The following is a 14,958-nucleotide window of genomic DNA, read 5'->3' on the forward strand; positions in this document are numbered from 1 at the left end:
CGGCATAGGAACCTTCATGATCAACGGTCCCGCCGCGCCTGCGCCCACACCTGAATTCTTCGGCGTGTCGCATATCAAACCCGCAGCTCAACCCACCTGACTATCGACTTTGCCTCACCCCTGTGGACTTCGATACTGCCGTTGCCTGTGCGGAATAGTGCAGATGGAGAACGGTAGTCGACTGCGGAGTTGGATCTGTGTCAGTCGGAGTGAGCGCTTCGTTTGCATCGCTGGCCGGCTCTCCTTGGTTGAACTGGCCGCGAATCGCTCGACCTCTTCGGCTGGAGCCAAGCGGACCGCCTGCATGCTCGTGCTGAGGTAGCGGCTTGTTCGTCTCGTTTTGCCCGTTAGTCCAACAAACGGCGAGGAACCGCCAGGTGACGATCGGCCTCCAGTCCAGTGGGGGGCCGTACTCGTGTCCTTTAGATGATCTCGAATGCGCTTGAATCTAGGTTGAACGGTTACATCGTCAGTCTCATGCCGTAAGGCAAAGCTGCCTCCGCGATTGGTAGACAACTGCGACGGCTCGAATTCACTTTGGCCTGCCGGAGCGGTGGACCAGCAAAGTCCGAGTGGGTTTGCAATGTTCGATACCGCTGGTCTACCAGCGTTCTGGGGTCGAACCGGGCCTAACTCGCGGCCAGCGGTACGCCGCGTCGGCACCCAATTCGGTTGCCGCACGGGCGAAGAATCAGCTGTCGCGATCCACAGAAACGGTAGTCTCGGATGCCCTCGAACGGGCAGAACTGTCGCCCGGGTCGTGTACGTCGGCGACAGTTGTCGGCTAGATCTCTCGCACTTCGGCTGCATTGCGGTACCTTCGGTTCCCAACCCCGGGTGAACGTCGGCTTCGCACGCAAGTGTTTGGTGCATGTACTTCGATAGGTTTCAATGATGTGGGAGCACAACAGAATTCAGCTTCAGGGTAGTTTGCCCGGGGCGAATCGGCCGCCGTTGTTCGCTGAAATGACTAAGGCGGTCAGCGGGCTTGTCTAGTTTTTCTGAAAAAAATACGTGACATGGGGTACCGCATACATGTACTGTTCTGAGAAGCTCGAACCGGCAGTAGACGAGCTTGTGCGGCGGAAGGCAGCGGCGTCGCGCGTTGCTGTTCCGGGTGCCGGCGACCACAAGGAGCCGTCGTTGACGCTCCCGATGAGGCCCAACGCATACTGCGTTCACAGTGTGTGATAGCAAACGTATCTACTGGAGGAATACCAATGACTACGGCTCGCAGATCCACTTCTCTGAATCCGGCCGACCACGGCAAGCCCGCACCAATCGCCCCGGTGGACCGAGTCAAGCTCCGCCGAATCAAGTTCGAATTCGGCGAGCCAACTCCGATGGTGCGCCACTTCGCGAACAACGACCTCGTTTTCAGCCACCTGATCGCGATGCTATCGATGTCGTTTCCACCTGGCGAGGAGTTGTTCATCCGGTCGGTGCGCCGATACAGCGACCAGATCAAGGACCCTGCTTTACGCCAGCAGATTCGCGGCTTCATCGGTCAGGAGATGTCGCACGGACAAGAACATCGTTCCCTCAACGACAAGCTCGTGGAGATCGGTTACAGCACCAAGTTCATGAATGCAGTCTTCAAGCCGATTCAGCGCTTGGAAGATTGGCTACCCAGCCTCATGCCTTTGGCGATGACCGCGGCCGCTGAGCACTTCACGGCGATCCTCGCTGAGCGCATCCTGTCGAATCAAGAGGTGCAAGACATGGCCCACGATCCGGAGGTCAAGAACCTGCTGATGTGGCATGCACTCGAAGAGGTCGAGCACAAGGCGGTGGCTTTCGATGTTTACAAGACCGTCGGCGGTACCGAGTGGTTGCGGATTGCGATGATGGCGGGAATGTCCAGCCTTGCATTCCCACTCATCGCTGTGGCGACGTTGGTGTCGCTGGTCCAGGATCCCGATGGGCGCAATCCGGTGCGGATTGCACGCGGAACTGTCGCGACGCTGCGAGGGCCGCTTTTCAAAGGGTTGACGCCACCCCTGCTGCGCTATATGAAGCCGGGCTTCCACCCGTCCGACATCGACAACGAGGCGCTTCTGGAGTACTGGCGCGCTGAATTGTTCGGTGCCGAGGGCACTCTCGTCGACCATCTCAAATAATGAAAAACTGACAACGACAGGATCCCGCGCATGACCTCGAGTACGCAAGTCGAGACGACGGCCAGTTCTGAAGAAGAGGTTCCCGATCACGAAGTCGTCGTCATCGGGGCCGGGTTCGGTGGAATTGCCTCCGCTATCGCCCTGCAGCGTAAAGGCATCCACGACTACCTGATAGTGGAGAAATGGGGCGACGTCGGAGGGACTTGGCTGGCCAACACTTATCCTGGTGTGGCAGTGGACATCCCGTCGTTCATCTACAGCTTCTCCTTCGAGCAGCGAGCAGATTGGTCGCGCGTTTTCGCCCCAGGCGCGGAGTTACTTCGGTATGCGAAAGACATTGTCGCCAAGCACGGCCTGCGTGAGAAGTTACGCGTGAACACCAAGATCGAACACGCTCAATTCGATGAGACGCAGAACCTTTGGCGGCTGCGTACCGACGGCGGGGAACAGATCACGTGCCGGTTCCTGGTTCCCGCCGTCGGTGGGCTCGAGCGGCCGAAGCTGCCCGACATCGACGGACTCGATTCGTTTGCAGGTTCGTTGATGCACACCGCACTGTGGGATCACGACGTGGATCTCACGGGAAAACGGGTCGCTGTCATTGGCACCGGCGCGACCTCGTTGCAACTGGTGCCGGCGATCGCCGAGCAGGTCGGCAGACTCACGGTGTTTCAGCGAACGCCGATCTGGTTGGGTCCTAAACCCGACGCGGAGATCGGGTCTCGTGGTCGACGAATTCTGGGCCGTCGAACTCTTCGGTCCGCATTCCGCGCTGTCGGCACGGTCGGAACAGAACTCGCTATGAGCACCATGCTGGTGGGACCGGCGTGGCTGAACGACCTCAGCAGACGCGCAACGGAGCATCAGATGCGCAAATGGATGCGCTCCCAGGTCGACGACCCGGTCACCCGCGAGAAATTGATCCCGCAGTATGGGTTCGGCTGCAAGCGTCCGTCCATGTCGAACACGTATCTGAAGACCTTCAATCGCGACAACGTGAGCTTGGTGACCGAATCCATCGAGCGGGTCACTGAGAAGGGTGTCGTGACGGTCGACGGAATCGAGCACGAGTTCGACGTGCTGATCTGTGCCACAGGTTTCAAGCTGTGGGACAAAGGGTCGATGCCGCCTTTCCCGGTTGTCGGACGCGGCGGTCTAGAGCTCGGAGAATTCTGGCAAAATAATCGATTCCAGGCCTATCATGGTGTGTCGATCCCGGACTTTCCTAACTTATTCCTTGTCATCGGGCCTTACGGGTTTGTGCTCGGTTCCTACATCTGGATGATCGAGGCCACCACAGCTCACCTGAGCCGGGCAATCGGTGAGGCGAACAAACGTGGTGCTACAAGTTGCGAAATCCGCCGAAACGTCCACGATGCGTACTTCAAGAAATGCTTGAAGCGACAAGAATCGAACATGTTGTTCACCCCAACATGCGCGGGGTCGAACACGTATTACCTCGACCACCACGGAGATTCGCCATTTCGGCCGTCCACCCATGGCGAAATGTACTGGCAGAACCGCCACTACGACCTGAACGACTACGTCTACGGCATAGAAACGCTTCGGCCCGCCATCCCGGCCGGAATAACCTCAACACGGCGCGTCGAGAATGGCGACCAGTGACTCGACTAAGCACGTTCGATTGTGGGTGCGCGGCTGATCCAGCAGCACTCCTGCGAAAGTCTGACGATGTTCCCCAGCCTGCTGGGTCATCCGTGCCGGCCGCCGTTTTGGTCCCTCATAGACGGCGATTTATGTGCGATTAATTCAGCCGAAATCTAGGGGTAAGGAATGACGGATGCAAATGTACATGCGACCGCTACGCGAGGCGCTCCAGACAGGGTAGCTGCCCCATATGTAAGGATCGTGCGAAAGAATTTCTCCGACTCGGTCGTCTCGAGTCTGCGAACGTTCGGCCGTGCAGTGGATGTCGCCAAGGAGTCCGTCGGTGGGGCGGCCCGCGATATTGTCAGTTTGAAGTTTCAGTGGCGAGAGATGCTTCAACAGTGCTGGTATCTGATCACTGTGACGGCGCTACCAGCGATCCTGATGGCGGTGCCGTTCGGCGTGATCGTGTCGGTGCAGGTCGGTAACTTGATTCATCAGCTCGGCGCGGACTCGCTTCTGGGGGCCGCGAGCGGACTCGGGGTGATCAAACAGGGCGCCCCACTGGCGACGGGTCTGCTGTTGGGCGGCGCAGGCGCCGCGGCGATCGCAGCGGATCTGGGCGCCCGCAACATTCGCGAGGAAATCGATGCGTTGCGCACAATGGGTATCAGCCCGATACACCGGCTCGTGATTCCTCGAATGGTCGCGATGGTGATTGTTGCGCCGATGCTGAATATCTTGATCATCTTCGTCGGCGTGTCGGCTGGGTACGCTGTGGCCGTCGGTGGGCAAGACGTGACACCGGGTAGTTACTGGGGAACGTTCGGTTCGTTTGTGACCCTCGCCGACGTATGGGTCTCCGTCCTCAAATCAATGATCTTCGGGTTTCTTGTCGTAGTGATCGCCTGCCAGCGCGGGCTCGAAGCTAAGGGTGGTCCACGCGGTGTCGCCGACGGTGTAAATGCCGCTGTGGTGCTGTCGGTAGTCTCGATCACCATCGTGAACCTATTGATCACTCAATTGGTCACGATGTTCATCCCAGTGAGGCTCGCCTGATGCCCCCTTCCGGTTACGCACCCAAACCTTTCGGCGCGGCGAAGCGAGTCTTCGGCAAACGCGGCAGGTCCTCGGCACCGGTCGAAACAATCGGCTTCGTCCTGAGTTTCGTGTGGCAAGCCTTGACGTCGATCCCGATGACGCTCAAGCGGTATCGCGCCGAGACAATGCGCACGATCACGGACATGACGTGGGGGCGAGGGTCGATCATCGTGGGCGGTGGCACGGTACCGATGCTGATAGTGCTCGGTATGGTTATGGGCGGTTCGGTCGGGATCGAATCGTTTGCGACCCTCGACATCATCGGAATGGGCCCCGTCACCGGCCTCGTCTCGGCATTCGCCAACACTCGCGAGTTGGCCCCGATCGCTGCTGGCATCGGATTCGCGGCCCAGGCCGGCTGTCGGATGACTGCTCAGATCGGATCGATGCGAATCTCTGAGGAAATCGATGCGCTGGAAGCGATGGGCCTGCGGTCGATACCTTTCGTTGTCACGACCAAGGTGATCGCCGGGGCAATCGCGATCGTGCCGACGTTTCTGATCGCGTTGATCCTGAGCTATTTCTCCTGCAGCCTGGTCATCGTTTTGCTGCACGGACAAGCCTCCGGCGTATACGACCACTATTTCTTTCAGTTCATCAGCGGCTGGGACGTGACCGCAGCGGTGATCAAAGTGCTCGTCTTCTGCATCGCCGTCATCCTGATCCATTGCTACCAAGGCTTTTTCGCGACCGGCGGACCGGAGGGGGTGGGTATTGCATCTGGTCGGGCTGTTCGCGCGAGCTTCGTGGCGATCATCGCCCTCGACATGTTGCTGACCCTCGCGCTGTGGGGTTTCAATTCATCGATCGAATTCACGGGATAGGGCTATGCCGATATACGGAATTCCAGGCGTATCGACCACTAAGCGCCGCTCACAAGTAACGGGTGTGCTTGCTCTAGCGGTGGTCGCGGTGGTGGCGATCTCCTGGATCGTGATCGACAATGCCCGCGGGGACAACCGGATGGAGATCGTTCTACGGACGGATCGGATCGGGGACGGAATCGCGCCAGGTACCCAAGTCCGTCTCGACGGGGTGAACGTCGGCTCGATTGCCGCGATTGACAGTGGGGAGGCCGGGCGACAGCTGATCACCTTGAAGCTCAACCAGTCACAGCTTTTCGGCGTCACCGATAACCTTGCCATCGACTACGCACCGGCAAATCTCTTCGGGATCAGCGAGGTGGAGCTGAAACGCAGGGACGGCGGTTCGCCGTTGCAGGAGAACGCGATAATCGACCTCAGCGACGATCCGGCTAGGGCGCAAGACGCCACCATGGGCGCGCTTATACGGTCCCTCTCGCAGACGAGCACCGAGGTGCTCACCCCGCAGCTCGCCGAAAACCTGACGAGGGTTGCCGCCAATCTCGGGTGGTTCACCCCGCTGATCGAAGCCATGATCGCGACCGGTCAGAACCTCGCCGATACACAGAAATACCCCGTCTCGTTCCTACTCGGTCAGTACGGATCTACGCTGACGGGCGCCGCCGAGCTGATCGATGGCACCGTCAAGCTGCTGGACCGCTTCAAAAACATCGAAGTGTTGCGAACTCAGCGCGATCTGTTCGACACCGGTGTGAACACCATCGCGAAGGATTTCTTTCCGGCTGTCGCCAACACGCTATTCACAGCGCAGCGTTACCTCACCGGCTACGCCGACATGCTGACGCCGATTCTGAACATCACGAGTCAGATGGTGCCCTCTCCGCAACTATCCGGCTCCCAGCTCCGCGAAATACTGGACCGACTGGACAACTCGTTCACAGAGACACCGGACGGACCGATACTCAACCTGGCGCTGACCCTGCGTGGCGTCCCAGCGTTGTCGGTACCACTGCTCGGGACCTCTTCGGCTCCTCTAGCGGGAGGCGCGCGATGAAATCAGTCGTCCAAGTTTCGTGGAAGTTGACACTGTTCACGGTCGTCATCGCTGTGTTGCTGGTGTTCGTAGTCCAAGCGGTCAAACGGCCAGTGTCGGGAGACACCCATGATTACGCTGCTCTTTTCACCGACGCTAACGGACTCAAGTCCGGCGACGACGTGCGCATGTACGGCGTACAAGTCGGCAAGGTGCAGTCGATCGCGCTTGACGCCAACCAGGCGGTGGTGAGATTCACCCTGCAACGCGAGCGAGCGATCTACGACACGAGCAAACTCGCGATCCGCTATCAGAATCTCACCGGCCAACGGTACGTCGACATCCAGCAACCGGCGGTGTCGGCTACTGAGATAGCGGCGAGAACGACGATCGGACCGTCGCAGACCATTCCGTCTTTCGATATCACAGCACTTTTCAACGGGTTGGAACCCGTTCTCGCCGAATTCTCACCGGGCGCACTGAATCAATTCGCGGAGACCATGCTCGCCGTGATCGAAGGTAACGGCGCTGGAATCGGACCGGCACTCGAGTCGATCGAGACGCTGAGCAACTACGTCACCGACCGCCAAGCCGTCATTTCGGTCCTTTTATCGAACCTGAGGGCGGTCTCCGACAAGATCGGCGGGAAGTCGGGGCAGCTGGTCTTGCTGATCACAAAACTTTCGACTTTGATCGCCACGTTGCACGACAAGATCGGCAGCATTATCGAATTCGCACTCATCGCTCCACCCATCTTGGGGCCGATCAACGATCTACTTGCCACCCTGGGGCTTACAACCGAGACCAATCCCGATTTCGACACTGATATCAAGTTACTGTTCCCCGATCCGCAGCACGCGGTCGAGGTTCTCGGCCGCTTACCTGCGCTGCTTCAAACGCTCAATGCCCTCATCCCTGACACCGGGCCGGGCGTGAATCTCACCTGCACGAACGGGGACACGTCGGCTCCGGGACCCCTGGACGTGCTCATCGGCGGGCAAAGGATATCGATATGCAAACGGTGAATCAAATCTCGCCCAGAAGGATTCGCTTCGCGAGCGACAAGCCGATTCTTCACGGTGCCGCACTTGAGCGACACGAGCTGCGGTGGGGCATTGCAGGTGCAGTTGTCGTTGCGCTTGCCCTCGTCGTCAGTGCTGTCATCTTCGTTGTGCCATTGGGCAAGTCGACCTACACCGCCGATCTGTCCGAAGCCGGATCGATCAAAGTGGGAGATGGCGTTCGACTCGCAGGAGTGCCGGTCGGGAAGGTGACATCGCTCGAGCTGCAATCCGACACCGTCCAGATGACATTCACCGTCGACAGTGACGTCTTCCTTGGCGACCAGACATCGCTCGACATCCGAATGCTCACCATCGTGGGTGGCCACTACGTTGCAGTCACTCCTGCGGGCACATCCGCATTGGGAAATAGATCGATTCCAGCCGACCACGTCCGGCTGCCGTACAGCCTTTCCCGGGTGTTTCAGGATGCCGCCGCGCCTATCGCCGATGTAGACGGCGAGACCTTACGCAAGAATTTCGCGGCCGCGCAGACGGCGATCACGTCGAGCCCGGACGGGATTCGGCGAACAGGGAATGCAATTGAATCGCTAGTCGACGTCCTCGACAAGCAGAACGACGACGTTTCCCGAATGTTGGCGTTTGTCGACGAATATCTGACCGCGATCAACGCGTCGAAATCGGTACTCGGAGACATGATCACGAGAATTAATCTGATGGAGACGATCGCGATCGACAAACGAGCGGAGATCGACGAATCGATTACTGTGATCGGTGAGGTGCTGTCGCGTATCGCGGCGCTCGAGCCGACGTGGCAGTCCACGTTGAAGCCGATGGCCCACAAACTTGCCGAAGCGATTCCCGAACTGGAGCGGCTGAGTGGGAAACTCGGGGGCGTTGTCGTGAGTGTGCAGGACTTGCTGTCGCGACTACAGAATCTGGTCTCACCGCAGGGTGGCGTTCTTGTCGACCAATCGTCGGCCACGATCGCGGCGCCCGATCTATGCATACCCGTTCCCGGAAAGGCGTGCTGAGACAATGGAGCGGCTGCTTGCTTCGCGCGGTTTAATGTCAATCTTTGGAGTGATCGTGACCGGCGCAATCGTGGTAGTCGCCTACTTCATCGTGTTCGATCCGGCCAAAAGGACTCAGAGTTACTGCGCCCTCATGCCCGACGCAGTCGGTCTCTACAACGGGAACCAGGTCACTATGCTCGGCGTGGCGGTCGGCACCGTGACCGGTATCGAACCCCAGGGCGAGGCAGTGCGCGTCGACTTCGATGTAGATGCCGTCCATCCGTTGCGCGGAAACATATCGGCGACCACGGTGTCGGACACAATTGTGGCCAACCGCAACCTGGCCGTAATCGGTGATGCCAACGCGAGTGTGGACTGGGACCCGAACACGTGCATCACACATACGCTTACGCCCAAGAGTTTGACTCGAACATTGAACGCGCTCAGCGAACTCGCCGACGAACTCAACGGATCCGATGATCCCGCAGAAAACGCTCGGATCGCCAACGGGATCACCGCATTCGACAACGCAACCGCCGGCACCGGTCCACAGATCAACGACCTGATCCACAAGCTCGGTAGGGCACTGAGCTCACCTGATGCAGCGATCGGGCACATTGGGGCGCTGGTCGACGCGCTCAGCTCCCTGTCGGCGAGCGTTTCCACCGGTTGGGGCGACATCAAGGACATGCTTACTCGATTTGCCGTGGTCCTCGAACAGGTGAACTCAGAAGTATTGGCACCGGTGGCGCCCATCGTCGATGACCTCCGCGCCATCATCCCGTGGCTCAACGACGTCACCACCAAGTTCGGCGGCCCTATCCTGCAGGTCCTCGATGCCTCGGTTCCACTGCTTCATTTCATCGGCGCCAACGTCGGCACCATTGAGGAAATCATCCGGATGATTCCGCCGGTTGCCGGAGCCTTCCAACGTTCGACCGACCCTCACAGCGGCAAGCCCGCCCTGACGTATGCCCCACCGAGCGTTGCTATTGCGCAGTCGAACGCGAACCAGGTGTGTTCAGCGGTGAACGTGATCGCTCCCGGTCGGTGCGCGTCCTCGGCGGACGGGCTCGCGGACGTACAGCTAGTCCAGTTCGTACTCGCCGTAGCCGGTGCGCGATGATCGCGCCGGCGCGAGTTCGCGTTTCGCGGAGGCTTGCGACCGTGGTCGCTTTACTTTTGGCAGCAGCCGTGACTCTGAACGGTTGCGCGTTCGACCCGTCCTCAGTGCCATTGCCCGGAACTACAGTGTCTGGAGAGAGTTACCGCGTCCGAATCGAGTTCGAAAATGCACTGAATCTACCGGCGCGCGCCAAAGTGGCGTCCAACGGTATCCGGGTCGGCACCTTGCGCTCTGTGACACTCGTGGATCCGACCGAAGCACACGACGGGTATGTCGTCGCTGATGTCGACATCGCGAAATCGGTCAAGCTCCCACCCGCAACAACCGCGGAGCTCCGCCAAGCTACAGTCCTCGGCGATATCTATATCGCGCTCATTACGCCGTCGAACGGCTTCGACAATCCGATTCCCGACGGCGGAACCATCACACGAGAGCAAACGAAACCTGCACTGCAGATCGAAGACACGATGGCCGGCATTGCAACCTTCGTTCAAGGCGGAGCAATCCACGAAATGCAGGACATCATCACCCGGATGAACTCTGTGCTGCCTGCGGATCCGAAGGAAACGGCCAGGATATTCCAAGTTGTCGGTGCAGACGTTCAGGACGTATCCGCAAACCTTGACCAGGCAGACGCGTTCCTCGACGGAATGCAGGCCACCACCGGTGTCGTTATGGAAGATTCGACCATACTCGCCGAACTACTCACTGAAGCGGGCGTCGCTCAAGCGACCGACGCAATGACGTCGCTCATCGGGCTCTTGGGCCTCTACGACGGGTTCGCAGCGATCACGCGTTCTTTGGCGTGGGTGTCACCACTCGCGGCAGCGGGCAACGCTGCAGCCAAGGCGTTCATGCCCCTTGCCTTCACAGCGCGACCTTTGGATCTGCAGGCACCGTCGAATTTGAACAGGTTGGTGGCGTTAATTCGCGAAAAAGTCATTCCCTTCGCCGATCACGGACCGAAGGTGAACATCGTCGGCGTCGACATAGAGGGTTCACCTGCCGTCGCGGAACTGTCCAACGAAGGCCAAGTCGATCGAATTATCGACACTCTCAGGATGATCGGGGCAGTCCGATGAAGTTGAGCTCACTGGTGTCACTCACTGCGATCGCGTGTGTGTTGGTGTTCGGTATCGGCTACCTGACATTCGGTGTTGTACGCGTGGATTGGTTCAAGGACTACACGACCGCGACCATGCTGCTGACGAACTCGGGGAGCCTCGCTCCGCGGTCCCCAGTGCTTCTCAGAGGTGTCAAGGTAGGCGAGATCACGTCGGTCGACAACGTCGACGGGGGAGTCGAGGTGAAATTCCGGGTCGACGACAAATTTCGGATTCCCACGGCGAGCACGGTCATGATCGAGAATCTCTCCGCGCTCGGCGAACCGTATGTCCAATTCACTCCTACTCGGGACGGCGGACCCTATCTCGAAAGCGGCGAGCGAATCGACACCAAAACAATCCAGATGCCGCTGTCGATCCCTGAGGTCGCCCGAACAGTGACCAATCTACTGAACCAACTCGATCCGAAGGCGCTCAGCAGTATCGTCAACACGCTCGATCAGGGTTTGGCCGGAACCGAATCGATAATTCCGCAGCTGGCAAAATCGACCAACCTATTGGCCGCCACCATCCTGAGTCGAAGCCCACAAATTCGCAGCACGATGACCGATCTACAGGCGATCGGCGCGGATATGGAATGGGCCGGCCCCTCGATGGCCGCGGCGGGCCCAGAATGGGGCAATTCCGGAACCCAGGCAGACCTCATCGCTGAGGCGATCGGGAAACTAGCGAGGATCGGCAAAATTCCCGACGACTATGTATTAGGCAACGGGCTGGTGCCGTTCTTGAACAACGTGTCGGCCTACCTGATCGAGGTCGGTCCGGACTTGCAGAGACTTGTGCCGATCATCCAACCGCTCGCCGCCGCATCAGAGGCGTCGATCCCGCAAATCGACATCAGCGCGCTAATTTCGCAAGCGCTGAACGCTACCGGTGACGACGGCGCGCTTCGTCTGCAAATAAATATCAAATGATCTCCACCGCAACAAGATCGGAACACCGATGATACCCCCCGCAGCAAACAGAACAGAGAAGCGGATAGCAGAGGACGACGATCCGAAGACCTCCGGTGCAGCTCCAAATTTAGCTACTACCATCCATGACCGCGAGCGGGCGACTATCTCGATCCGAACCTCGACCATGGTCTACGGTGTGGTCATCGTTGTGTTGGTTGCCGCGGTGTCGGCTTTCGGCGGGCTTTGGCTCTCGGCCAAAAGCGATCTGAGTGACAGGGACGCGAGGGCCGCCGCCGATCAGCGGGCCGAACAGGTGGCAACTGACTACGCAGTTGGCGCATCGAACATCAACTTCCAGGACGTCGGTGCGTGGCTTGGGAAACTGAAGGCCAATACGTCGCCGCAACTCGGTAACAAGTTCGACGCGACAGCACCGCAGTTACAGGAAATCCTCGTCCCGCTCCAGTGGACTTCGACAGCCGTCCCCATCGACGCCGTGGTCGAGTCCGAGACCGACGGAATCTACAAGGTCAACGTCTTCCTCAACGTGACGTCCACGAGCGCGCAGACTCCAGCGGGTGCGCAAACCACGGTCACCTACAACATCACCATCGACACAAACTCGGATTGGCTGATCACCGACGTCGGCGGAATGGACGGTGCTTTACCCGCGAAGTGACCTCGAATTGGGCGATTCCCGCCCACGCCGAATCAACGCCCTCACTCCAGATGATCCCGTCAGGCGCTGACTGACGATGTCTGTAGGCCCCAGGGAAGGATCAGTACCGTGTCGATAGCTATCAGTTCGGATCACCTTCAACTTGCAGAGTCGGTGCGATCGCTGACCAAGCGGACCGTCACTTCCGCCGACCTACACGAAGCCCTCGATGCGGAGGTGAAGATCCTGCCCGCCTACTGGCGCGCGGCTGCAGACATTGGGCTATTCGGGCTTCATCTTCCCGAGCAGTTCGGCGGTCAGGGGTTCGGATACTCCGAATTGGTGGTGGTCATCGAAGAACTCGGGCGATCCGCCGCACCTGGTCCGTTCGTGCCGACGGTGCTGGCGGCCGCCGTCGTCGAGCTGAGCAGCAACAGTGACGCGAAGGATGAGCTTTTGCCGCCCCTCTCCGATGGTTCACAATGCGCGGCGACGTCGCTACGTTCCAACGTGGTCGGGCGGATCGAAAACGACATGCTTCACGTCGAAGGCACCGCCAGTTCGGTAGTCGGCGCCTCGGCCGCAGACGTTGTAGTGCTGCCGGTTTCGCTCAGAGCAGGCGAAACGCGACCGACGTGGATTGCACTGGATGCCGCCGACCTAACCGTTCGTGACGTGGAGAGCGTCGACCTTTTGCGTCCCATCGCAAACATAGAAATAGCCGCGCAGGTTGTTCCTGCTAGCAGGGTGCTCGGTGTCCTCGACGTGGCGAGGCTACGCAGCATCGCCGCCGTTCTCTATTCGGCCGAGGCGGTCGGGGTCGCATCGGCGTGTACGCACATCGCATCGGAGTATGCGAGGGTGCGCCACCAGTTCGGTCGGCCCATCGGCCAGTTCCAGGCTGTGAAGCACAAGTGCGCAGCGATGTTGGTCGACGCGGAGCGAGCAGCCGCTGCCGTTTGGGACGCAGCCCGCGCGCTCGACGATGCCACCTCGAGCCATGTTGACTTTTCAGCCGCAATCGCAGCCGTGCTCGCACCGCGTGCGGCCCTCACAAACAGCCAGAACACTATCCAGGTGCTAGGTGGTATCGGGTTCACCTGGGAACACGATGCCCACATCTATTACCGGCGTGCCATCGGAATCGCCGCCGCAATCGGGCGTAGCGCAGACTGGAGTCGCACGGTCACGGAGCGCGCGATCGAGTCGGGTTTGCCCTCGATCGAGGTGACACTGTCGGACGATGCCGAGTGTCGACGGGGCGAGATCCGGTGCGCGGTAGCACAACTGGCCGCCGTCCCGGCGAACGAGCGTACCGAGCGGATCGCCGCCGGGGGTTGGGTTCTGCCGCACCTGCCGGTCCCATGGGGTCGTAATGCCAACGCAGTCGACCAGGTGATCATTCAGCAGGAGTTCAAGGCAGCCAAGATCGTGCGACCCGAGATTGCGTTGGCCAACTGGATGGTGCCCTCGCTGATCGCGTACGGCACATCCGAACAGCAGCAGCGCTTCTTGCCACAGACCCTTCGCGGTGAGGTGTTCTGGTGTCAGTTGTTCAGTGAGCCGGGCGCAGGGTCGGATCTTGCATCCTTGACGACCAAAGCCACCAAGGTGGTCGGCGGTTGGCGGTTGACCGGTACCAAAGTGTGGAATTCGTTGGCCCAGTTCGCTGATCGGGGTTTCTGCTTGGCGCGAACCGATCCAACGGCTCCGAAGCACGAAGGGATCACCTATTTCCTGATCGATATGAAAGCGGCTGGCGTCACCGTGAAACCGCTGCGGGAGCTGACGGGATCTGCGCTGTTCAACGAAGTGTTCCTCGAGGACGTTTTTGTCTCCGACGAGGATGTCGTCGGCGAGGTGAACAAGGGGTGGGAGGTCACCCGCAACACGCTTTCGAACGAGCGAGTGTCACTGTCTAACAAAGATCTTCCGCTCTACGCGAGTTGCAATGACGTCGTGCGCTACGCGCAGAAAACCGAACTCGACGCCATTGCTCAAGATCGCATCGGACGCCTCGTTGCCGAGGGCTACACAGTTCGTCTACTCAACTTGCGTTCCACAATGCTGCAGATCGACGGTACCGATCCCGGCGCATCGTCGAGTGTGGCGAAGCTGCTGAACATGCGCTTCGGCCAGCACGCCGCCGAGGTCGTGCACGCCGAATTCGGGCACGAGGGCGCATCCGCGAACGAATCCCAAACTGCCGGTAAATGGGCCAGCTACCTGCTCGCGAGTCGGGCAACCACAATCTATGGCGGCACGACTGAGATACAGCTGAACATCATCGCCGAGCGTCAGCTACACCTGCCACGAGATCCAGTACCGATCGAACTGTGACTCTGCATTTCGAGTCCTGCGGCTGACTCATCGTGCGCTCCAGGGCTGCGCGGACTTTCGATCCACGACCAGCAGTCGCGATGCGAACGA

Annotated in this window: 12 protein-coding genes; all 12 read left to right on the forward strand. The window is 59.5% G+C overall.

The window, feature by feature from the left end:
• Positions 1-1,220 precede the first annotated feature (1,220 nt).
• The 12 genes from JGU71_RS00005 to JGU71_RS00060 all read left to right on the forward strand — a co-directional run bounded on the left by JGU71_RS00005 (position 1,221) and on the right by JGU71_RS00060 (position 14,868).
• The gene (locus JGU71_RS00005) at positions 1,221-2,120 is read left to right on the forward strand and encodes a metal-dependent hydrolase (protein ID WP_199700823.1); all 900 of its coding nucleotides are present in this window, start codon (positions 1,221-1,223) and stop codon (positions 2,118-2,120) included.
• A gap of 30 nt (positions 2,121-2,150) precedes the next feature.
• A complete protein-coding gene (locus tag JGU71_RS00010) occupies positions 2,151-3,746 on the forward strand; it encodes a flavin-containing monooxygenase (protein ID WP_199682968.1) in 1,596 nt (531 codons plus the stop codon).
• Between the two features lie 243 nt (positions 3,747-3,989).
• Positions 3,990-4,787 (forward strand): MlaE family ABC transporter permease, encoded by a 798-nt coding sequence (locus tag JGU71_RS00015; protein ID WP_372433061.1) that lies wholly within the window; start codon positions 3,990-3,992, stop codon positions 4,785-4,787.
• A complete protein-coding gene (locus JGU71_RS00020; protein WP_199700825.1) occupies positions 4,787-5,653 on the forward strand; it encodes an MlaE family ABC transporter permease in 867 nt (288 codons plus the stop codon). The genes JGU71_RS00015 and JGU71_RS00020 overlap by 1 nt, the downstream gene beginning before the upstream one ends.
• A gap of 4 nt (positions 5,654-5,657) precedes the next feature.
• Positions 5,658-6,707: an MlaD family protein gene (locus JGU71_RS00025; protein WP_199700826.1), complete on the forward strand. Its 1,050-nt coding sequence runs from the start codon at positions 5,658-5,660 to the stop codon at positions 6,705-6,707.
• Positions 6,704-7,711, forward strand: coding sequence for an MlaD family protein (locus JGU71_RS00030; protein ID WP_199700827.1), 1,008 nt, complete (start codon positions 6,704-6,706; stop codon positions 7,709-7,711). The genes JGU71_RS00025 and JGU71_RS00030 overlap by 4 nt, the downstream gene beginning before the upstream one ends.
• Positions 7,699-8,742, forward strand: coding sequence for an MlaD family protein (locus JGU71_RS00035; RefSeq protein WP_199700829.1), 1,044 nt, complete (start codon positions 7,699-7,701; stop codon positions 8,740-8,742). Before JGU71_RS00030 ends, JGU71_RS00035 begins: the two co-directional genes overlap by 13 nt.
• A 55-nt stretch (positions 8,743-8,797) precedes the next feature.
• The gene (locus tag JGU71_RS00040; RefSeq protein WP_307829422.1) at positions 8,798-9,850 is read left to right on the forward strand and encodes an MlaD family protein; all 1,053 of its coding nucleotides are present in this window, start codon (positions 8,798-8,800) and stop codon (positions 9,848-9,850) included.
• Complete coding sequence (locus JGU71_RS00045; protein ID WP_199700833.1) at positions 9,847-10,932, forward strand: MlaD family protein; 1,086 nt, start codon at positions 9,847-9,849, stop codon at positions 10,930-10,932. Before JGU71_RS00040 ends, JGU71_RS00045 begins: the two co-directional genes overlap by 4 nt.
• Positions 10,929-11,888 carry an MlaD family protein gene (locus JGU71_RS00050; RefSeq protein ID WP_199700834.1) on the forward strand — a complete coding sequence of 320 codons (960 nt, stop codon included), beginning with the start codon at positions 10,929-10,931 and terminating at the stop codon, positions 11,886-11,888. The genes JGU71_RS00045 and JGU71_RS00050 overlap by 4 nt, the downstream gene beginning before the upstream one ends.
• Positions 11,889-12,066: 178 nt before the next feature.
• A complete protein-coding gene (locus tag JGU71_RS00055; protein WP_307829423.1) occupies positions 12,067-12,549 on the forward strand; it encodes a hypothetical protein in 483 nt (160 codons plus the stop codon).
• Positions 12,550-12,657: 108 nt separating this feature from the next.
• Positions 12,658-14,868 carry an acyl-CoA dehydrogenase family protein gene (locus tag JGU71_RS00060; protein ID WP_199700836.1) on the forward strand — a complete coding sequence of 737 codons (2,211 nt, stop codon included), beginning with the start codon at positions 12,658-12,660 and terminating at the stop codon, positions 14,866-14,868.
• The last annotated feature ends 90 nt before the right edge of the window (positions 14,869-14,958 follow it).

The organism is Antrihabitans stalagmiti, assembly GCF_016482825.1.
Lineage (GTDB): Bacteria > Actinomycetota > Actinomycetes > Mycobacteriales > Mycobacteriaceae > Antrihabitans > Antrihabitans stalagmiti.

What these genes read in the sequence shown, in the direction of transcription:
- JGU71_RS00030 (WP_199700827.1), top strand. Translation starts at nt 6,704, where the DNA reads ATGAAATCAGTCGTCCAAGTTTCGTGGAAGTTGACACTGTTCACGGTC.
- JGU71_RS00035 (WP_199700829.1), top strand. Translation starts at nt 7,699, where the DNA reads ATGCAAACGGTGAATCAAATCTCGCCCAGAAGGATTCGCTTCGCGAGC.
- JGU71_RS00045 (WP_199700833.1), top strand. Translation starts at nt 9,847, where the DNA reads ATGATCGCGCCGGCGCGAGTTCGCGTTTCGCGGAGGCTTGCGACCGTG.
- JGU71_RS00020 (WP_199700825.1), top strand. Translation starts at nt 4,787, where the DNA reads ATGCCCCCTTCCGGTTACGCACCCAAACCTTTCGGCGCGGCGAAGCGA.
- JGU71_RS00025 (WP_199700826.1), top strand. Translation starts at nt 5,658, where the DNA reads ATGCCGATATACGGAATTCCAGGCGTATCGACCACTAAGCGCCGCTCA.
- JGU71_RS00005 (WP_199700823.1), top strand. Translation starts at nt 1,221, where the DNA reads ATGACTACGGCTCGCAGATCCACTTCTCTGAATCCGGCCGACCACGGC.
- JGU71_RS00010 (WP_199682968.1), top strand. Translation starts at nt 2,151, where the DNA reads ATGACCTCGAGTACGCAAGTCGAGACGACGGCCAGTTCTGAAGAAGAG.
- JGU71_RS00050 (WP_199700834.1), top strand. Translation starts at nt 10,929, where the DNA reads ATGAAGTTGAGCTCACTGGTGTCACTCACTGCGATCGCGTGTGTGTTG.